Consider the following 18,205-nt stretch of genomic DNA (forward strand, 5'->3'; position numbering starts at 1 on the left):
TTACTTGCCGGCGTTCAATTTGGTCTGCGCGCGCAACAAAGTTCGGCTCTCCATTCGAACCGCAGATCTGAAATGTCCGCTTTGGGCCGGGTGCGGGCATTGCCTTGCGCTGAGTGGACGGCAGCTTTGTCCGCAAAGTGGACGTTCGTGAGCAGCGCAGCGAACGTCCGCTTTGAGCCCAAAGTGGACACTGGTTCGCTACGCAGCATTCATCAATTTGGGCGGAAACTGAACCTTCGCTGCGCATTGCGTCAATTGCCGCTCCATTGAGGCCTTGCTACCTACGTACCGCTCAATTTGCGAAACTTAGATGGTGAAATTCCAAACCAGCTGGCAAATGTGCGGCGGAAGCTGTTGACCTCGCTGAACCCAAGATTGAAGGCAACCTCCGCGACAGAAAGGTCAGTGCCCGACAGCAGCGACCTGGCTCGATCTGTCTGTTCAGCCACACGGATCTCTTTGAAACTGGTGTTCTCCGCAGTGAGTTGCCGTTGCAGCTTGCGTACGCTGACACCCAATGTGGCCGCCACCGTTTCGATGTCGGCGTGCCCCATGGCGAGTTGCGCGCGCAAGGCGTTCCCAACCACCTCTTTGGTGGTTGAGGGCGTTTGCCGCGACCGCACATCGCGGATGCCTGCCAACGTCATCGCCAGCCTCTCATCGGTTGTCCGCGGATTAGGGGTTTCGATTTCTGACAGAGGGATCGCAATGCTGGCAGCGGATCCCCCCACGCGCACCTCTGCATTGTAGATGTACTGCAGCGCGGTTTCGGTGCCTCGGTGCACCTCTGGCATCTCCACCCAGCTCGGCCGCCAGCGGCGTCCACAGAACTCGCGCACCACAGACTGCAGCACAAATGGCAGGTCCTGATCGATCAAATTTGCCCCGGCGATTCCGCCAAGCATGGCATCAAACCCAAGCACAAAATGATCGCCAACCACGCGGGTGCGCATAACTGACCCCCGTTGCAGGAACGGCAAGATTTTTTCGGCCCGCGCCAGGGCCGCATCCAGTTTCGGCGCGCCGAGCACATAGTCTGCGTAGGCCCCAAAGGAGGCGTAGTGGAAGTCTTGCGTGATATATGCACCGATGTGTTTTTCGGAGATCTTCAGGCTGGCGGATTGCATGAATCGCGCCTGAAGCCGATAGGGGAGGAACACCGTCGGGTCTTCCATTACCGCTCGCGACAGTCCAGCTTCTTTCAGGGCATGTTCGGACACCCGCGGCGATGCAATTTGGTCAAGCCCTTGTAGCGCGGGGCGAAACGCCAAGGTGCTTTGCAAAACCGTGTCCATGACGGACAGTTTGTCGTGAAATGATCACTTTTGGAAGTGGCGCGGCCTCCCCCCACAAATTACCTCCAGTTTAGCAAAACGAATGACCCAAACTGAAAGTTGGAGACCAAACATGAAACGCCGTTCCGTCCTGAAAGTTGTTCTGACAAGCGCACTGATTGCGGCTCTTTCGGTGCCTGCAGTCGCCACCGCAGACAGCGCAAAGCCCGTGATTGAAGGTCTGCCAATGGCGGCGCGGACCGCACCGGTTCCTGCGGGCGTGTCCCCGGAACTGGCCGGGCTCATCGAAAGCCGTCAAGTTGGAACGCATGCCGAAACGCCATCCTCCACCGAGCAATGGCTTACGTTGCAAGCCGAGTTTGACGCTGCCTCCCTGCAAGGGGTCGCACGTTTGCTTGAGATGACCGGCGCTCAATTCGCCATCGAGAACGTGGCGGGGGTGACCACCTACCGTGTCACGCCAATCACCATTGATCCCCGGTGGGCGGACACCGTTTTTGTGCATGTGCACGGCGGGGCCTTCGTTTTTAATGGTGGTGAGGCCGCCATGGCCGAAGCGATCTGGATGGCCCATGGTTTGGGTGTTGAGGTGGTGTCTGTCGACTATCGCCGCCCACCGCTGCATCCGTTTCCTGCCGCAACAGATGATGTGATCGCCGTGTGGCAGCAAGTTATCAAGGACTATGATCCAGCCAAAGTTGCGATGTTTGGCACATCTGCGGGGGGCAACCTGGTGTTGTCGACGGTTTTACAACTGCGCGACATGGGCACCCCTTTGCCTGGGGCCATTATGGCAGGCACGCCTGCTGTGGATCTGGCGCAGACGTCGGACAGCTGGATCACGTTGCAGGGTCTTGATCCGCTTGGCGCCCGCGAGGGTGTGATTGAAGGCACGTTTGACATTTATGCGGACGGTACCGACCGTACCGATCCGCGACTGTCCCCGATCTACGCCAATCTGGACAACCTGCCGCCGGCGGTTCTTCTGACCGGCACACGCGACCTGTTGCTGAGCGACACGGTGCGCATGCACCGCGCCCTGCGCGCCGCCGGAGTTGCCGCCGATCTACATGTCTACGACGGCCAGTCACACGGCGACTACATGGCAGGTTTCTTCGTGAACGCGCCGGAGACTCATGACGCTTGGCGTGAGCTCAACACCTTCTTTGACCTGCATCTGGAGTGACCAACAATGACCGTTTTTGCAAAACTCCCGCTTCTGCTGTTGGGTCTTCTAATGACACACAGTGCCCATGCAGAGCCTGTTAAAGACTTCACCAACATGCTCGCCGCAGAGACATTTACCGGACGGATAGAGGCCAGTGAGAGCGCCCTGGTGGCCAATTCGGTGCGCGGCATCCTCGCGGCGGTGCATTTCAAGCCGGGCGATACGGTTGAGAAAGGCCAATTGCTGTTTGAAATTGCGGCCCCGGCTTACGAACAAAAGCTCGCCGCCAGCCGTGCGATCGAAAACCGTCGTGAGGCCGAATTGGCAACAGCGGAGGCCGAGGCGCAACGGCAGGCGAAACTTGGCGCGCGCGATGCGGTTTCCGAACTGGCCGTTCAAAACGCTACGGACCGGCTGATACTGGCCAAGGTGGCGTTGCAAGAGGCGCAGGCGCACCGTGCATTGGCAGAGCTTGAGCTGGCTTCGACACAGATCAGGGCGCCGATTTCGGGGCAAATTGGGCTCGCCCAAAAACAGGTGGGCACCTATCTGGACACAGAAAACGGTCAGGCGCTGGCGCAGATTGTGCACACAGACACGGTCCGAGTTGTGTACGGAATGCCGTACAAATCCCTGATCGCGCTGGACCAGTCGACGCCAGAGGGCCTGAGTGCTCTGATAGAGCGCTTTCAGGTCGACTTGCATTTGCCAGGTGACGTTCAGCCACTGGCACAGGGTGGCAGCGTGCTTTTTGCTGAAAGCGTGCTGGCCGCGAACGAAACCCTGCGCATCTGGGCGGAAATCCCAAATCTTGAGCGCGGCCTTATTCCCGGCTTGAACGTCGAAGTCAAAGTCAGCTTTCCAAACTAAAGCAGGTCGCGCGTCAGGCGCGCCCCACTTTTCCTCTCTTTCCTGGAGCAGTTCCATGGCCCGATTCAGCGATCAAATCCACACCCTGAAATACCTGTTTATCGCGGTCGCGGCGATACAGCTGGTGACTGCGGCATCGGGTACCATCGTCGCGCTCTATTTTGCCCAAACCGGCGCGTCTCAGGAAATCGCTGCGCTGGCGCCCGCTGCTTACTCGTTGGGATTCCTGATCGGCTGTTTCTACATTGCAGGCTGGATCACCAGCATTGGACATATTCGTGCATTTTCTGCGGGGGCGGCCATATGCACCGCTGCCGCCCTGCTTTTTTCCGTGACTGAGAACGAGCCCACGCTGCTAATCGTGCGCCTGATGACCGGCGTTGCAACCGCGGGCCTTTTTGCCATCGGTGACGCCTGGATCAGCGAAACCGTCGACGAAAAATCGCGGGGCCGGTTGCTTGCCGTGTTTGCCATTATCCTCGGGTTGATGTCGGTTCTCAGTCAGGTTCTCGTCATCGTTTCACCCGACGACCTGAATCAGTCTTTTGTGCTGATGTCCTTACTCTACTGTCTGGCCATTGTGGTGATCGCCGCCACGCCCAGCACGCCGCCCGAGGGCAAAGAACGGGCAAATGTGCGTTTCAAGGCGCTGTTTCAAGACGCGCCCACTGCCGCCCTCGGCGCGCTCACCGTTGGTATCGTGTCCACCGTGTTCATGAATGTTGTGCCGTATCGGGCGGCTGTCATTGGCATTGATGCCACGGATGTGGCTATTGGCATCGCTGCTATTTACGTCGGGCGTATCCTGTTTCTCTATCCGATTGGATTTTTGTCAGACCGCATGGATCGGAGCCGCGTCATTGTAGTGACGGCGACAGTCGCAACCGGCGCCCTTGCGGCCTTCGCCACTTTCGCCACTGGTGACGGTGCGCGCCACGCTGACATCGTGGGCACACCACTATACATTGCAATGCTCGCCGGATTGATCTTGCTGGGCGGATCGATGCTCACCCTCTACTCGCTGCTTTTGGCTCACGCGATGGACCGCACTGTGCCCGTCTATGTCGCGTCCAGTGCTGTCACAATGCTGTTTGTCTTCACCATCGGCGGCATTGCAGGCCCTCTCATGACCAGCGCGCTTTCGGCGGTATTTGGCGATGCGGTCATGGGCTGGACGCTTGTACTTGCGATGGCCGCCTTCGCGGGCTTCACCGCTTTCAGGATCAAAACAGTAGCCCCGGCAGCCAGAGCGGAACAAACCCGCTTTAAGGCGACCGAAACCACTAGCCTCAAATCCGTCCCCACCCAGAAACGGTAAGGTAGGAGACCACCATGATCACCCCCTCAACAAATCTCTTTCGCGCAGAAAAAGCGACTCTGCTCATCTTGCTGGTATTTGTTGCCTTGGCCATCAACGCGGCAAGCGCGATGCTGATGGTACGCGCGGCTAGCGTTTAAACCGCCAAAACAGCCTGAGGATTCACTTTCCGCACAATCTACAGAAATATGAATGTCTGCGGCGGGGCTTTAAATGGTCATTCAGGCAAGTAGAGCTAATGTCGGTTTTGTCCGCACCTAGGACGTAGCTCCGTCTTGTGTGAACGCCCCCTGTCGGGCAGAAGCGGGCATTCGTCCCGAGCCCCCATTTCGACAGCCTTCAAAGAACAGTTAGAACCTTACCTCAGAGAGGATGGGCCTTTGAAAATCATGCCTCGCAAAATCGGCGAGCCTCACTGGCATGCGCACGGTTGACTGAGGGGGTAGGCCGGGGGGCGGGTTCGTCAGATAGGTGCAGCCTATTATCGAATGCTCAGGCCAATCGGCGCAACGTAGCCACCGGCTTAGGGATCCTGTGCGATGGTCGCCATGTGGTCGCCAGTCCCCTGTGGGGCCACGTCGACAATCCTCTAAGTTTTTGATTTGATGGTGCTGCTGGAGAGAATTGAACTCTCGACCTCTCCCTTACCAAGGGAGTGCTCTACCTCTGAGCTACAGCAGCGCTGTGGGCGGGTGATTAGACTCAAACGAAACGCGGCGCAAGGGTGTCTGGACGGTTTTTTTCGTCTCCTGTAGAGAAAGACAATGGCAGACAAAAATTCACCTAAAAAAGACGGTAAATCCGGGGACGCGCGCGAAGAACGGCTTAAGGCCGCGCTCAAGGCAAATATGGCGCGGCGCAAGGCGCAGGCCAAGGCGCGAGCGGCTTCCGGAGACAAGGCCGGCAAGGACGAGGGATAAGAGCAGATGGATTCGATTTTGGTAACGGGCAACGGGCCGCTGAACGGTCAGATACCGATTGCGGGGGCCAAGAACGCATGTCTGACGCTGATGCCCGCAACGTTGCTCAGCGAAGATCCGCTGACGCTGACCAATGCGCCACGGCTGAGTGACATCAAGACAATGACTGCGCTACTGCAATCGCTGGGGGCCGAAGTGTCCTCGTTGCAGGATGGGCAGGTGCTGGCGATGTCCAGCCATGACCTGACCAGTCAGACGGCGGATTATGAGATCGTGCGCAAGATGCGGGCGTCCAATCTGGTGCTGGGGCCGTTGCTGGCGCGTTTCGGGCAGGCCGTCGTGTCGCTGCCCGGTGGGTGTGCCATCGGCGCGCGTCCGATGGATCTGCACGTCGAAGGACTTGAAGCGCTGGGCGCGGATATTGAACTGAAAGACGGTTACTTGCACGCCAAAGCCCCCGGAGGGTTGAAAGGCGCGGTGCATGAAATGCGCTTTGCCTCGGTGGGCGCGACCGAGAACATCGTCATGGCTGCGACGCTGGCCAAAGGCACGACCGTTCTGAAGAACGCTGCACGAGAACCTGAGATCGTCGATCTGGTCGAATGTCTGCGCAAGATGGGTGCACAGATTTCGGGTGAGGGGACCTCGACCATCGAGATTCAGGGCGTAGATCGGCTGCATGGTGCAACACATCAGGTGGTGACCGACCGGATTGAATTGGGCACCTATATGCTGGCCCCTGCGATGTGCGGCGGCGAGGTTGAGCTGTTGGGAGGTCGTATGGCTTTGGTCGAATCCTTTGCGGCCAAGCTGGATGCGGCAGGCGTGCATGTCGAAGAAACTCAAAATGGCCTGAAGGTTGTCCGCAAGAACGGTCGTGTCAGCGCCGTGGATGTGGTGACCGAGCCATTCCCCGGCTTTCCGACCGACCTGCAGGCGCAGATGATGGCACTGATGTGCACGGCCGAGGGAACTTCGGTTCTGGAAGAACGTATCTTTGAGAACCGTTTCATGCATGCCCCCGAATTGGTGCGCATGGGCGCAAATATCGAAGTGCATGGCGGTACAGCGACCGTGACCGGAGTTGAACGCCTGAAGGGAGCGCCCGTGATGGCGACGGATTTGCGGGCCTCAGTCTCGTTGATTCTGGCCGGAATGGCAGCTGAGGGGGAAACGACCGTCAGTCGGGTCTATCATCTGGACCGCGGATATGAACATGTGGTGCGTAAGCTGGAAGGCGTGGGCGCAAAGATTGAACGGATCAAAGGCCAATGACAGATGCAAGTTTCGAAGACGGACGCGAAGCCCCACTGAATCTGGGGGCCGAGGACGCCGATGACCTTCAGGTGATCTCGACCCTGGCGCAGGATGCGATTTTCCCGATTACCGAAATGACGTGGCGACCCTCTGAACGTCGCTTTGGTCTGTTGCTGAATCGCTTCCGCTGGGAAGACAAGGACGCTGCCGCGCGCCGTGACCGCCCGTTTGAACGGGTGCAGGCGGTTTTGGTTGTCGGCTCGGTCCTGTCAGTGGCCAGTCAGGGTGTCGACCGCAGCGATAAGGACATGGTGATGTCTCTGCTGTCCATCGATTTCGAAGCCGGAGAAGATGGCGCCGGACAGATTACGCTGACGCTGGCAGGCGACGGTGCAATCCGCCTGTCGGTCGAGGCGTTGGATGTCACCCTCAAGGATGTGACCCGGCCGTATCAGGCCCCATCGGGTCAGGCACCGTCTCATCCGGAATAAGCGCGGCATAGCGCAGGCATTTACCGGGTCTCCACAGGGCCTGGAGTTGCGGCGTGCGACCGTTTTCGACGTGTTCGATCTGAGCCATGTTCTGATCCGGTCAATTACCGAACTTTGTAAGGCGGACCATCAGGATGATCCTGAGTTGATCGCGCAATGGACCGCAAACAAGGATCCGGAGACGATCAGAGGCTGGATCAGGAACGGGGCACAAATCTGGCTCGCCGAGAATAACGGGCAGCCTGCGGCAGTCGGTGGGCTGACCGAAGCCGGAGAAGTCACGCTTTTGTATATCGATCCAGGTCACATTGGTTGCGGTATTGGCGGTGCTTTGTTGAAGACGCTTGAGCGGGAACTAATCGCTCTTGGCTGTACCGAGGGGCAGCTTGAAGCCACCCAAACGGCACAGGGTTTCTATGCGCGGCACGGCTGGGAAGCCACCGGAGGATGCAGTCAGCGCAATGACGTGCCCTGTCTGAGTATGCGCAAATCGCTGCACCTACAGGACTGAGGGTTGAGGCCGGCCCATCTGGGCGGTATGTCCCGATCAAACGCTCCGGAGTGCCAGAACATGCCTGTTTTCCTCGACACGACGTCGTCTGAATTCGAGACCGCCTTCAAAACACTATTGTCCGCCAAGCGCGAGGACAGCCCGGATGTGGACGCCGTTGTCGCTGAGATTATCGATGACGTGCGGAAACGCGGCGATGCGGCGGTGATCGAACTGACCGCCAAGTTTGACCGGCTGGAGCTGACCCCCGAAACATTGGCCTTCAGCGCTGAACAGATCACTGAGGCTGTGGATCAGGTCTCGGCCGAAGATCGGGCCGCGCTGGAATTGGCTGCCGACCGTATCCGGACCTATCACGAAAGGCAGATGCCTGAGGATCACGCGTGGACCGATGAAGCAGGCGCAACGCTGGGGTGGCGCTGGTCTGCAGTGTCGGCTGCTGGTCTTTATGTGCCCGGCGGGCTGGCATCTTATCCGTCATCAGTGCTGATGAACGCAATCCCGGCCAAGGTTGCCGGGGTCGAGCGTCTGGCCATCGCGGTGCCAACGCCGGACGGGCAGGTGAACCCGCTGGTCCTGCTGGCGGCGCAGCTTTCCGGTGTGGATACAGTCTATCGTGTAGGCGGTGCACAGGCGATTGCCGCACTGGCCTATGGCACCGACAGTATCGCGCCCGTCGACAAGATCACCGGGCCGGGCAACGCCTTTGTCGCCGCCGCCAAGCGCCGCGTTTTTGGAAAGGTTGGCATAGACATGATTGCCGGCCCGTCCGAGATTCTGGTGATTGCCGACAAGGACAACGACCCCGACTGGATCGCGTTGGATCTGCTTAGCCAAGCAGAACATGACGAAAGCGCGCAGTCGATTCTGATTACAGATGACGCCGGGTTTGGGCAGGCTGTCGTCAAAGCCGTCGATAAACGCCTTGAAACCCTGCAACGCCGCGCAATCGCGGGGGCCAGCTGGCGTGATTTCGGCGCGATCATCACCGTGCGTGATTTGGACGAGGCGGCGGCATTGTCGAACCGCATCGCGCCCGAACACCTTGAGTTGTGCGTGGCCGACCCGGTCGCGCTGAGCGCCAAGACTGTCCACGCTGGCGCTATCTTCCTGGGCCAGTACACGCCCGAGGCCATTGGAGACTATGTTGGCGGCCCCAACCACGTGCTGCCGACGGCCCGTTCGGCCCGCTTCTCCTCCGGTCTCAGCGTGATGGATTTTCTCAAGCGCACCACACTCAGCCAAATGACACCAGAAGCCCTGCGTGCAATCGGACCAGCAGCTGAGCAACTGGCACAATCCGAAAGCCTTGAGGCGCATGGGCTGTCTGTCACGGCGCGACTGAAGCGTCTGAATGGCTGAAGGTTTATGGCTATGGGGTCACACCTGCTGTGAACCTGCATTGGTTTTCAGGGATTGGACTTGAAACATATGGGTGTTCAACGGCGCCCTAGCCGCAAGACGACCCGGCACAAAGGAGCCAGACTTGGAACGCGTGGCAACACTCTGGATCGGCAAACGGTTTAGTTTTCTGGAGCATTTGTGCCTGAAGTCCTTCGCGGATGTGGACCAGAAGCCGATCGTCTACCACTATGGCGACCTCGAGGATATTCCGGATTACATCGAGGCGCGCGACGCACGCGAAATTTTTGACACGTCCGAGATTTATCGCGACCCGATCACCCGGTCCGTTGCCGTACACGCGGATTTGTTCCGCCTGAAGCTTATGCAGGATACTGACTATATCTGGGTGGATGCCGATGCCTACGCGAACAGACCGTTCGAGACCAAACAGGGATATTTGTTTCCAAAGGCGAATTTGAAACGTCGACGTATGATGAATGGTGTTGTTGCCTTTCCAAGCGACAGTCCGGCATTGAAAAAAATGTGTGATTTTGCTTTTGACAGTGACCTTGTTCCGCCCTGGTGGGCAGAGGATCGGCGAATGAGCTACATCGACATATTCGGCAGATCAACTGTCTGGAGTTTGCCGCTTTCGACCTTTGGGCCACCTTTGTTCTTTCACTACATTTATAACACGCCGGAACATGATATGTGTTCTGCCCGCGCCGAGCTTTATGCGATCCCTCTCAGGTACAGAAAGTACTGGAATGATCCGGATATGTCGGCGCTCGAGTTTCTGGACTGGCAGAATAAGATGTCCGTGCATTTCTTTGGATCTTGGTTTCGGAAGATTTTTATGGATCGTGAAATCGCCAAAGGCTCGCTTGTTGACACATTGTTGTTGAAGCACGGAATTGACCCTTCGGATCACCCTTTGTAGCGAGTTTGTCAGGAATTGGTCCGTGTGCGTTGCCCATTCAATTTTGTTGCTATAAGTCTGTGCCGACCTGAACGGACCACGCCTTATGACTCGTATCTCGCACATCGAACTAGACGACCGAAACCTGCCTCCGCCGACCCCCGAGATCGAGCAGGAGCGTAAGGTTGCGATCTATGATCTGCTGGAAGAAAACAGCTTTGCGCTGCCGGTGCGCGATGACCGTGTCACGCCTGATGGACCATACCGTGTGCAGCTGTCGATCCGCGACAAACGGCTGGTCTTCGACATAGCCACCGAGGCCGAGGAGAAGGCAGCAGAATTTCACCTGTCGCTGGGGCCGTTCCGGCAAGTGGTCAAAGATTATTTTCAGATCTGCGAAAGCTACTTCAACGCGGTGAAAACTCTGCCGCCCAGCCAGATCGAAACCATCGACATGGCCCGTCGCGGCATCCACAACGAAGGCAGCCGCGTCTTGCAGGAGCGACTTGAAGGTAAGGCCGACATAGATACCGATACCGCGCGTCGTCTGTTCACGCTGATCTGCGTGCTGCATTTCGGGGGCTGACGCGTGAAGCCTTTACCGCAGTCGGTCCTGTTTTGTTGCGACCATAACGCGGTTCGGTCCCCTATGGCCGAAGGGCTCATGAAAAAGTTCTATGGTACGGGCACTTATGTGCAGTCCGCCGGTGTGCGAAATGACCTTGAGATTGACGGGTTTTGCATTGCGGTCTGTCAGGAAGTCGGCGTTGAACTGTCCCGCCATCGGTCACGCTCGTTTGATGAGATGCAGGAATGGGGTGACGACCTCAGCTCGTTCGACTTGATCGTTGCGTTGTCTCCAGCCAGTCAGCGCCAGGCTCTGGAATTGACGCGCATTTTTCACTTGGATGTCGATTATTGGCCAATAATGGACCCTACCGGACTGGGCGAAAGCCGCGCAGACAAGTTAATTCACTACCGACAGACCCGCGACCAGATCATTCAGCATCTCAAAGGTCGCTGGGGCGAACCTACGGAGTGACCATGAACCAGACCGTCAAAACCTATTTCGACGCTTTCAATACCGGTGACGTCGACGGCATGCTGGCTTGCCTGTCAGATGACGTGGCGCATCACGTGAACGAAGGCCAGATTCGCACCGGTAAGGAAAAATTTGCAGCCTTCTGCGCCCATATGAACCGCTGCTACAAGGAACACCTGACGGACATCGTGGTGTTTGAGGCCGAAGGCGGCACCCGCGCTTCGGCCGAGTTCACTGTGAACGGCACCTATCTGCAAACGGATGAGGGTTTGCCCGAAGCCCACGGCCAGACCTATCGCTTGCCCGCTGGGTCGTTCTTTGACTTGAAAGACGGCAAGATCACCCGCGTTACCACGTTCTACAACCTCGCTGACTGGACAAAGCAGGTTTCGAATGGCTGAGGTTACAGCTGTCCGCCCCCTGACTGGCGCGGCGCTGACAAATGCTTTGGACGATGTGGCGCGTTTGCGGATTCTAGTGTTTCGGGCATGGCCGTATCTGTATGACGGCGACATCGATTACGAGCGGAAGTACCTGCAATCTTACCGTGACAGCGACAAAGCGGTCGTTGTTGGAGCGTTCGATGGTGACCGCCTGATAGGCGCTTCAACCGGTGCCCCTCTGACCGATCACGCTGATGATTTCGCCGCCGCCTTTGAAGGCTCGGGCCTGGACCTGACCGACATCTTCTACTGCGCCGAATCTGTCCTTTTGCCGGACTATCGGGGGCAGGGGGTAGGGCATAAGTTCTTTGACCTTCGCGAGGCACACGCGCGCAAGCTGGGCTACAGAAAATGCGCCTTTTGCAGTGTACAGCGCGCCCCAGACCACCCGATGCGGCCCAATCATTATCGCCCCTTGGATACCTTCTGGCGCGCGCGGGGATATGAGCCGCTGCCCGGTGTGATCGCGCAGTTTTCGTGGAAGGATGTTGGCGAAGAGGGCGAGACAGCAAAGCGACTGCAGTTTTGGATGCGGGATTTGTAGATAGTTTTCGTCTGCTCTGCGGACAAATCGGTCTTTTGCTGTTCTTGTGCCTTGTCTTAGTCGAGCCTGAACCCGATTTTCATAGCGACCTGGAAGTGACCAACTTCGCCATCCGTTATGTGACCTCGGATATCCGAAACTTCGAACCAATCAAGGTTTTTAACTGTCTCAGCCGCCTTTGAGATACCCGACCTGATAGCTGCATCAACAGATTCCGTTGACGTGCCGACGACATCGATTTTCTTGTAGGTTGCATTCGCCACTTTCATTCTCCCTAAGTTGAACTGGATTATTGGGTGCGTGTTTGATGGCCCCTCAGAACCTACCCTCAGGCTCTCTCATCATTGCCAAGACATCAACTGAATCTGTCTCTTGCAGACTGACAGATGGTTGCATGCTGACATACCAGCACTTCAAAAATGAATTGTGTGCTGGTTCACCGGTCAACAATGACGGTTTCGTTGGCCGCTCATTTCCGACAAGAGCAAGCTTTGGCAGTCATTCATGTATCCTGCGGCATTTGACAGTTCGGGGTCATTGCGGAAAGGGTAACTCAAATCACAAGGTGTCAGGATGGGGCTATACAGCCCGCGAACTCACACATAAATTCGCCCGAGTTTGGACCGCAAGGAAAGCCCATGAAAGTCGCCACCGCCGCCTATAACCTCGATTGGCTCGACAGTTGGGCGCAATATGAGGACAAGCTGGACCGCTGGGTCTCAGACGCCGCGAGGCAGGGGGCGGAACTGCTGGTTTTCCCCGAATACGGCGCGATGGAACTGTCGACACTCGATGGAACCGAGGTGGCGGGTGATCTGGAGCGTTCGATCCATGCAGTCTCGGATCGGATGGAGGATGTGCAAAACCTGCACCAGCGCCTCGCACAGGAGTACAAGGCGTACATTCTGGGCGCATCGGCCCCGGTTGTGGACAGCCCCGGTCGACCTGTGAACCGGGCAGCACTTTATGCCCCAGATGGCAAACAGGACCACCAGGACAAACAGATCATGACCCGGTTCGAACGCGAGTCGTGGGATATCGCCCCTGGCGGCCCATTGAAACTGTTCGATACGGCGCTGGGCAAGATCGGGGTGTTGATCTGTTATGATAGCGAGTTTCCGTTGCTGGGCCGTGCGCTCAGCGACGCCGACCTAATCCTTGTCCCCTCGTGTACCGAAGCGCTTTCAGGTTACTGGCGCGTTCGGATTGGTGCTATGTCAAGAGCGTTGGAAAATCAGTGCGTTACGGTTATGGCGTCATTGGTCGGGAACAACGACTGGTCCGAGGCTGTAGATATGAATACCGGAACGGGTGGCATTTTCGGCCCGCCAGACAAGGGCTTTCCGGCCACCGGCGTACTGGCCGAAGGCACACTTAACCACCCCGGTTGGACCTATGCAGACATCGATCTGTCCGCCATCGCGGAAGTGCGTGCCGACGGCCAGGTGCTGAACCGAACGCAATGGGAAGAACAAGCCCCCCGAGTCGAATCGGTCACATTATCCGCCCTTTAGGTGATTCCGCCCTTGAAATAAGCCCAAAATGGGCTCATTTAAGCGCACATCCTCGCAGATTCTGCGAGTGCAACTTAAATGTGGAGACAACATGGCCAAGGAAGATACGCTCGAATTTCCCGGTGTCGTGAAGGAACTCCTGCCTAATGCGACGTTTCGGGTCGAGCTGGAAAACGGCCATGAGATCATCGCACATACGGCAGGCAAGATGCGCAAGAACCGCATCCGTGTTCTGGCCGGCGACAAAGTTCAGGTCGAGATGACCCCCTATGATCTGACCAAGGGTCGGATCAACTACCGCTTCAAGTAACGCCTGCCGCAATGGCGTTTATCTTAGGATCGGGCAGCCCAAGGCGGCTGGACCTGTTGGCCCAGCTTGGCGTGCAGCCCGATGCCATCCGTGCACCCGACATTGATGAAACGCCGCTGAAAGGTGAGCTGCCGGTGCCCTATTGCAATCGCATTACGCGGGCAAAAGTGCAGGCGGTACAGGCCGATGGCGACGATGTAACTCTTTGCGCGGATACCACGGTCGCACTGGGTCGCCGTATTCTGGGAAAACCGGAAGACGCGGGCCAGGCGGCTGAATTCCTGCATGCTTTGTCCGGTCGGCGGCACCGCGTAATCACCTCGGTCGCTGTACGGCGCGGGGATCGCGTTCTGCAACGTGATGTGGTGTCTCAAGTCAAGGTCAAACGCCTGTCAGACGTTGAAATCAACGCTTACCTGGCGACCGGAGATTGGCAGGGCAAAGCAGGCGCTTACGCCATTCAAGGCCCCGCCGGGGCTTTCATCCCGTGGATTTCTGGTTCGTTTACCGGCATCGTGGGGCTCCCCTTGTCCGAGACTGCCGCGCTTTTGCAAGGCATCGGCTATCCCCTGTATCGTGAGGTGTCATGAAGGGTCGAACCATTGTTCTGGATCACATCGAAAACCGCGAAGCTGCCGCCCTTATGGTCGACGGTCAGCTGGACGATTTCCTGATTGCAGCTGACGCGCCCGCGCCGGGTACGATTTACCGTGCCCGTGCCGACCGACCGGTCAAAGGGCAGGGTGGCATGTTCCTGACCACGCCAGATGGTCCGGCCTTTTTACGACAGGTCAAAGGGCTCGCACCCGGTGCACTGATGTTGGTTCAGGTGACGGGCTATGCCGAACCCGGTAAGGCGCTGCCAGTGACCGATCGGGTTCTGTTTAAAAGCCGCTATGCGATCGTCACGCCTGATGCGCCCGGTTTGAATATCTCACGTTCCATCCACGACGAAGATGAGCGTGACCGCCTTCTTGAGATCGCTCACGAGAGCATGGAGGGCAGCAGCCATGGCCTGATCCTGCGATCCTGTTGTGAGGGCGAAGGCGCGGCTGAAATCGCCGAAGATATCGGCGCGATGCTGGCCCATGCGGATCAGGTTTTGAACGATCCGGGAACTGAGCCCGAGCTGCTGCTGGAAGGTGACGGACCCCATGTTCTGGCCTGGCGCGACTGGACCGACCCGGCGGAGGTTGTGACACAGCCAGGTAGTTTCGAAACGCATGGTGTATTGGACGCATTGGACGTGGCGCGTGGTATTTCTGAGCCACTGCCCGGAGGCGGCCATCTATATATTCAGCCTACCCGGGCCTTGGTCGCTGTGGATGTCAACACCGGGTCCGACACGTCGATGGCGGCCGGAACCAAGGCCAATTTCGCCTGTGCCAAGGGGCTTGCCCGGGCATTGCGCGTTCGTGGTTTAGGGGGGCAAATCACTCTGGACCTAGCACCAATGCCCAAAAAGGATCGCCGTGGGTTTGAGGCCTCTCTGCGCGCTGCGTTGAAGGCAGATTCGATCGAAACCACGCTTGCAGGCTGGACCCCGCTTGGCCACTACGAGCTGCAGCGCAAACGAGGCCGTATCCCGTTGTCGGAAGTGCTGAAATGAGCTGCCCGATCTGCGCAGAAAAGTCTGTAACCGAGTTTCGGCCATTCTGTTCGAAACGGTGTGCTGATATTGATCTGGCCAAGTGGCTGAACGGGTCCTACGCGGTTCCATCGCAGCGGGAAGAGGATGTTGAAACCGAAGTTTCCGATCCCGAACCAGAGCAACAACGTCCACATTGAAAAAATGTGAAAAAGCCTCTGGACACTGCCTGTAGCAAGTCATAGAAGGCCTCCACCCAACGGCAAACGCCGTTCCCGTGCCCGGGTAGCTCAGGGGTAGAGCAGTGGATTGAAAATCCTCGTGTCGGTGGTTCGATTCCGCCCCCGGGCACCACTTTATCTGGTAAAGTATTGGTTTCGCATCGGCTTTTGACAGCAGGCTGAAGCCACAGACCAATTCAGCAAAATACACCTTCCTGACTGGCGGTCTTTTAACTCGGTCACCACATAAGACACGGCTATACATTGCCAGCGACTCCCGTTAAGAGGCGGTCTTTAACCTTGGAAGATGCGCTGATTGCAATACCGCAAGGCACGTATCCCCCGGCTGATACAAAGAACACCACCGTGAAACAGACCATCGCAGATGCGCTTGCCCGCAAGGGTTACGATACTTTGACACAAGTCCAGCAGGCCGTGACACAGCCCGAGCTGGAAGGGCGCGATATGTTGGTGTCGGCGCAAACCGGATCGGGAAAAACCATCGGGTTCGGGTTGGCGATCGCACCACAGTTGCTGGGCGAAGATGAGACGTTCGGGGCGTCCGGCGCGCCGTTGGCTTTGGTGGTTGCGCCAACGCGGGAACTGGCCATGCAGGTCAAGCGCGAGCTGAGCTGGCTGTACTCGGATGCTGGTGCGTTTCTGGCCTCGTGTGTTGGTGGCATGGATATGCGTGATGAACGCCGGGCTCTGGCGCGTGGGGCGCATATTGTTGTCGCAACGCCGGGTCGCCTGCGCGATCATATCATGCGTGGTTCCATTGATCTGACCGCGATCCGGGCTGTGGTTCTGGACGAAGCCGATGAAATGCTGGACCTTGGATTTCGCGAGGATCTTGAGTTCATCCTAGATGAAACTCCGGCAGAGCGGCAAACGTTGCTGTTCTCAGCCACGGTCCCGCGCGCCATTGCTAGCCTGGCAACGCGCTACCAGCGCGATGCCGAGCGGGTGAGCACTGTCAGCGAGAAAACCCAACATGCCGATATCGAATATCGTGCGATGATGGTGGCGCCGCGGGACGGGGATAACGCGATCATCAATGCATTGCGGTATTACGAAGCCCCCAATGCCATCGTTTTCTGTAACACCCGCGCGATGGTGTCACGACTGACCACGCGGCTTTCAAACCGCGGGTTTTCTGTGGTGGCACTGTCCGGTGAGCTGACGCAGAGTGAACGCTCTAACGCGTTGCAGTCGATGCGCGATGGGCGTGCGAGGGTATGTGTGGCGACAGATGTCGCGGCGCGCGGGATTGATTTGCCGAACCTCGATCTGGTGATCCATGCTGAATTGCCCAACAGTCACGAGACGCTTTTGCATCGCTCTGGGCGCACGGGCCGAGCAGGGCGAAAGGGCGTCAGCGCCCTGGTGGTCGAACCGTCATCGCGGAAAAAGGCCGAGCGCATTCTAAAGTTCGCAAAACTCACGGCGGATTGGGGCGTCGCCCCGTCTTCAGATGAGGTGAACGAACGGGATCAGGCGCGGATGCTTGCCTCGGATGACTGGCAGGTTGAGGCTACCGAAAGCGAACAGGGCGCGGTTCAGCACCTGGTTGAAAAATTTACCGCTGAGCAAATAGCGGCTGCGTATCTACGTCAGTATAAATTGCGCCATTCAGCGCCAGAAGAGTTGGCCCCGGTGACGGCCGACCGCCCGAAACCTCGGGCTGCCTTTGGTCCGAGCGTTTGGTTTTCCTTGTCTGAAGGTCGCAACCAAAACGCATCGCCGCGTCATTTGCTGCCGATGATCTGCAAGGCCGGTGATCTGACCAAAGACGATATTGGCGCGATCCGGATTGCCGATGATGTGTCTTACGTCGAGATCCGCGAAGCCAGTGTTGCGGGTTTTATGGCGGCTGTTGGCCCGGGCATGAAAATCGAAGGTTCGAAAGATGTTGTACGCTTGGATGGCGCGCCTGACGTGCCAGCGTTTGAGCGTCCAAGGTCCAACCGCCCGCCCAAGGGTAAACCGCGTCCGCGCAAAGGGGACACCACCCCCGTTGATTGGAACGATGCCCCGACGCCCCGTAACCGCAAACCCAAACCCGAAGATCGTAAGCCCAGAAAAGCAGCGGAACGCGGTTTCAAACAGACTCGATCAAAAGAACATAGCTCGACACCGCACCGCGACTCGTCACTGAGCGAGGCGGATGTTAAATTCACGGCAACGAGCGCAAAGAAGAAAACCCACAAAACGCCCGCTAACAAGAACAAAGACGGAAGCGTAAAGCCCGGCGGCAAACCCACCAAAGGCCCGCCGCCACCCAAGGGTAAACCCAGCAGCAAGAAGAACCGCGCCCGCGTTTCAGCCGCGAAAGGGGGCAAGGGCGGAGATGCTGTGCCGAAACGGCGCAAGTGTTGAACGTCACACGAACCTGACCCAACCGTCATAGTTGGACCAGAAATACAGTGAACGTTCGACATCAGATGGCG

22 protein-coding genes and 2 tRNA genes are annotated in these 18,205 nt (G+C 57.7%); 21 read left to right on the forward strand and 3 right to left on the reverse strand.

Features of this window, described 5'->3' with window-relative positions; genetic code table 11:
* Positions 1-281: 281 nt before the first annotated feature.
* Complete coding sequence (locus AC2FJC_RS20675) at positions 282-1,295, reverse strand: helix-turn-helix transcriptional regulator (RefSeq protein WP_496741258.1); 1,014 nt, start codon at positions 1,293-1,295, stop codon at positions 282-284.
* Between the two features lie 112 nt (positions 1,296-1,407).
* Here AC2FJC_RS20675 and AC2FJC_RS20680 point away from each other — a divergent pair, with 112 nt between their 5' ends.
* The 4 genes from AC2FJC_RS20680 to AC2FJC_RS20695 are packed head-to-tail and all read left to right on the forward strand — an operon-like array spanning position 1,408 to position 4,791.
* Entirely contained in the window at positions 1,408-2,481 is a 1,074-nt protein-coding gene (locus tag AC2FJC_RS20680) for an alpha/beta hydrolase (RefSeq protein ID WP_496741260.1), read from the forward strand.
* Between the two features lie 6 nt (positions 2,482-2,487).
* The gene (locus AC2FJC_RS20685; protein ID WP_496741262.1) at positions 2,488-3,333 is read left to right on the forward strand and encodes an efflux RND transporter periplasmic adaptor subunit; all 846 of its coding nucleotides are present in this window, start codon (positions 2,488-2,490) and stop codon (positions 3,331-3,333) included.
* 55 nt (positions 3,334-3,388) lie between these two features.
* Entirely contained in the window at positions 3,389-4,651 is a 1,263-nt protein-coding gene (locus AC2FJC_RS20690) for an MFS transporter (protein WP_496741264.1), read from the forward strand.
* A gap of 14 nt (positions 4,652-4,665) precedes the next feature.
* Positions 4,666-4,791 carry a hypothetical protein gene (locus tag AC2FJC_RS20695; protein WP_496741266.1) on the forward strand — a complete coding sequence of 42 codons (126 nt, stop codon included), beginning with the start codon at positions 4,666-4,668 and terminating at the stop codon, positions 4,789-4,791.
* 466 nt (positions 4,792-5,257) lie between these two features.
* On the opposite strand, the gene AC2FJC_RS20700 is transcribed toward AC2FJC_RS20695, so the two are convergent.
* Positions 5,258-5,332, reverse strand: a tRNA-Thr gene (locus AC2FJC_RS20700).
* A gap of 83 nt (positions 5,333-5,415) precedes the next feature.
* On the opposite strand from AC2FJC_RS20700, the gene AC2FJC_RS20705 reads away from it, so the two are divergent.
* The 10 genes from AC2FJC_RS20705 (at position 5,416) to AC2FJC_RS20750 (ending at position 12,122) form a co-directional block, all read left to right on the forward strand.
* Positions 5,416-5,571, forward strand: coding sequence for a hypothetical protein (locus AC2FJC_RS20705; protein WP_496725483.1), 156 nt, complete (start codon positions 5,416-5,418; stop codon positions 5,569-5,571).
* 6 nt (positions 5,572-5,577) lie between these two features.
* Positions 5,578-6,846, forward strand: coding sequence for a UDP-N-acetylglucosamine 1-carboxyvinyltransferase (murA, locus tag AC2FJC_RS20710; RefSeq protein ID WP_496741268.1), 1,269 nt, complete (start codon positions 5,578-5,580; stop codon positions 6,844-6,846).
* Positions 6,843-7,319: a DUF2948 family protein gene (locus tag AC2FJC_RS20715; protein ID WP_496741270.1), complete on the forward strand. Its 477-nt coding sequence runs from the start codon at positions 6,843-6,845 to the stop codon at positions 7,317-7,319. The genes murA and AC2FJC_RS20715 overlap by 4 nt, the downstream gene beginning before the upstream one ends.
* A 46-nt stretch (positions 7,320-7,365) precedes the next feature.
* Positions 7,366-7,830 (forward strand): GNAT family N-acetyltransferase, encoded by a 465-nt coding sequence (locus AC2FJC_RS20720; protein WP_496741272.1) that lies wholly within the window; start codon positions 7,366-7,368, stop codon positions 7,828-7,830.
* Between the two features lie 60 nt (positions 7,831-7,890).
* On the forward strand, positions 7,891-9,192 hold the full coding sequence (hisD, locus tag AC2FJC_RS20725) for a histidinol dehydrogenase (protein ID WP_496741274.1): 1,302 nt from the start codon (positions 7,891-7,893) through the stop codon (positions 9,190-9,192).
* 124 nt (positions 9,193-9,316) lie between these two features.
* Positions 9,317-10,114: a hypothetical protein gene (locus AC2FJC_RS20730; RefSeq protein ID WP_496741276.1), complete on the forward strand. Its 798-nt coding sequence runs from the start codon at positions 9,317-9,319 to the stop codon at positions 10,112-10,114.
* An 85-nt stretch (positions 10,115-10,199) separates the two neighbouring features.
* On the forward strand, positions 10,200-10,679 hold the full coding sequence (locus tag AC2FJC_RS20735; protein ID WP_496696377.1) for a UPF0262 family protein: 480 nt from the start codon (positions 10,200-10,202) through the stop codon (positions 10,677-10,679).
* Positions 10,680-10,682: 3 nt separating this feature from the next.
* Positions 10,683-11,135 carry an arsenate-mycothiol transferase ArsC gene (locus tag AC2FJC_RS20740; protein ID WP_058275393.1) on the forward strand — a complete coding sequence of 151 codons (453 nt, stop codon included), beginning with the start codon at positions 10,683-10,685 and terminating at the stop codon, positions 11,133-11,135.
* A 2-nt stretch (positions 11,136-11,137) separates the two neighbouring features.
* Positions 11,138-11,536, forward strand: coding sequence for a ketosteroid isomerase-related protein (locus AC2FJC_RS20745; RefSeq protein ID WP_496741278.1), 399 nt, complete (start codon positions 11,138-11,140; stop codon positions 11,534-11,536).
* Entirely contained in the window at positions 11,529-12,122 is a 594-nt protein-coding gene (locus tag AC2FJC_RS20750; protein WP_496741280.1) for a GNAT family N-acetyltransferase, read from the forward strand. Before AC2FJC_RS20745 ends, AC2FJC_RS20750 begins: the two co-directional genes overlap by 8 nt.
* Before the next feature lie 56 nt (positions 12,123-12,178).
* On the opposite strand, the gene AC2FJC_RS20755 is transcribed toward AC2FJC_RS20750, so the two are convergent.
* Positions 12,179-12,385 (reverse strand): dodecin, encoded by a 207-nt coding sequence (locus AC2FJC_RS20755; protein ID WP_496741282.1) that lies wholly within the window; start codon positions 12,383-12,385, stop codon positions 12,179-12,181.
* A gap of 375 nt (positions 12,386-12,760) precedes the next feature.
* Here AC2FJC_RS20755 and AC2FJC_RS20760 point away from each other — a divergent pair, with 375 nt between their 5' ends.
* The 7 genes from AC2FJC_RS20760 to AC2FJC_RS20790 all read left to right on the forward strand — a co-directional run bounded on the left by AC2FJC_RS20760 (position 12,761) and on the right by AC2FJC_RS20790 (position 18,134).
* Entirely contained in the window at positions 12,761-13,636 is an 876-nt protein-coding gene (locus AC2FJC_RS20760) for a carbon-nitrogen hydrolase family protein (RefSeq protein WP_496741284.1), read from the forward strand.
* A gap of 91 nt (positions 13,637-13,727) precedes the next feature.
* Entirely contained in the window at positions 13,728-13,946 is a 219-nt protein-coding gene (infA, locus tag AC2FJC_RS20765) for a translation initiation factor IF-1 (protein WP_005978431.1), read from the forward strand.
* 11 nt (positions 13,947-13,957) lie between these two features.
* Positions 13,958-14,536, forward strand: a complete 579-nt coding sequence (locus AC2FJC_RS20770) for a Maf family protein (RefSeq protein WP_109312466.1) — start codon at positions 13,958-13,960, stop codon at positions 14,534-14,536.
* On the forward strand, positions 14,533-15,555 hold the full coding sequence (locus AC2FJC_RS20775; RefSeq protein WP_496741286.1) for a ribonuclease E/G: 1,023 nt from the start codon (positions 14,533-14,535) through the stop codon (positions 15,553-15,555). The genes AC2FJC_RS20770 and AC2FJC_RS20775 overlap by 4 nt, the downstream gene beginning before the upstream one ends.
* On the forward strand, positions 15,552-15,734 hold the full coding sequence (locus AC2FJC_RS20780) for a DNA gyrase inhibitor YacG (protein ID WP_058275399.1): 183 nt from the start codon (positions 15,552-15,554) through the stop codon (positions 15,732-15,734). Before AC2FJC_RS20775 ends, AC2FJC_RS20780 begins: the two co-directional genes overlap by 4 nt.
* A 79-nt stretch (positions 15,735-15,813) precedes the next feature.
* Positions 15,814-15,888, forward strand: a tRNA-Phe gene (locus AC2FJC_RS20785).
* A 233-nt stretch (positions 15,889-16,121) separates the two neighbouring features.
* Entirely contained in the window at positions 16,122-18,134 is a 2,013-nt protein-coding gene (locus AC2FJC_RS20790) for a DEAD/DEAH box helicase (RefSeq protein WP_496741288.1), read from the forward strand.
* Positions 18,135-18,205: the final 71 nt, after the last annotated feature.

Source organism: Ruegeria sp. CDSB117 (assembly GCF_059611005.1).

What these genes read in the sequence shown, in the direction of transcription:
- AC2FJC_RS20690 (WP_496741264.1), top strand. Translation starts at nt 3,389, where the DNA reads ATGGCCCGATTCAGCGATCAAATCCACACCCTGAAATACCTGTTTATC.
- AC2FJC_RS20705 (WP_496725483.1), top strand. Translation starts at nt 5,416, where the DNA reads ATGGCAGACAAAAATTCACCTAAAAAAGACGGTAAATCCGGGGACGCG.
- AC2FJC_RS20695 (WP_496741266.1), top strand. Translation starts at nt 4,666, where the DNA reads ATGATCACCCCCTCAACAAATCTCTTTCGCGCAGAAAAAGCGACTCTG.
- AC2FJC_RS20760 (WP_496741284.1), top strand. Translation starts at nt 12,761, where the DNA reads ATGAAAGTCGCCACCGCCGCCTATAACCTCGATTGGCTCGACAGTTGG.
- infA (WP_005978431.1), top strand. Translation starts at nt 13,728, where the DNA reads ATGGCCAAGGAAGATACGCTCGAATTTCCCGGTGTCGTGAAGGAACTC.
- AC2FJC_RS20775 (WP_496741286.1), top strand. Translation starts at nt 14,533, where the DNA reads ATGAAGGGTCGAACCATTGTTCTGGATCACATCGAAAACCGCGAAGCT.
- hisD (WP_496741274.1), top strand. Translation starts at nt 7,891, where the DNA reads ATGCCTGTTTTCCTCGACACGACGTCGTCTGAATTCGAGACCGCCTTC.
- AC2FJC_RS20750 (WP_496741280.1), top strand. Translation starts at nt 11,529, where the DNA reads ATGGCTGAGGTTACAGCTGTCCGCCCCCTGACTGGCGCGGCGCTGACA.
- AC2FJC_RS20735 (WP_496696377.1), top strand. Translation starts at nt 10,200, where the DNA reads ATGACTCGTATCTCGCACATCGAACTAGACGACCGAAACCTGCCTCCG.
- AC2FJC_RS20685 (WP_496741262.1), top strand. Translation starts at nt 2,488, where the DNA reads ATGACCGTTTTTGCAAAACTCCCGCTTCTGCTGTTGGGTCTTCTAATG.
- AC2FJC_RS20780 (WP_058275399.1), top strand. Translation starts at nt 15,552, where the DNA reads ATGAGCTGCCCGATCTGCGCAGAAAAGTCTGTAACCGAGTTTCGGCCA.
- AC2FJC_RS20715 (WP_496741270.1), top strand. Translation starts at nt 6,843, where the DNA reads ATGACAGATGCAAGTTTCGAAGACGGACGCGAAGCCCCACTGAATCTG.
- murA (WP_496741268.1), top strand. Translation starts at nt 5,578, where the DNA reads ATGGATTCGATTTTGGTAACGGGCAACGGGCCGCTGAACGGTCAGATA.
- AC2FJC_RS20680 (WP_496741260.1), top strand. Translation starts at nt 1,408, where the DNA reads ATGAAACGCCGTTCCGTCCTGAAAGTTGTTCTGACAAGCGCACTGATT.
- AC2FJC_RS20675 (WP_496741258.1), bottom strand. Translation starts at nt 1,295, where the DNA reads ATGGACACGGTTTTGCAAAGCACCTTGGCGTTTCGCCCCGCGCTACAA.
- AC2FJC_RS20770 (WP_109312466.1), top strand. Translation starts at nt 13,958, where the DNA reads ATGGCGTTTATCTTAGGATCGGGCAGCCCAAGGCGGCTGGACCTGTTG.
- AC2FJC_RS20745 (WP_496741278.1), top strand. Translation starts at nt 11,138, where the DNA reads ATGAACCAGACCGTCAAAACCTATTTCGACGCTTTCAATACCGGTGAC.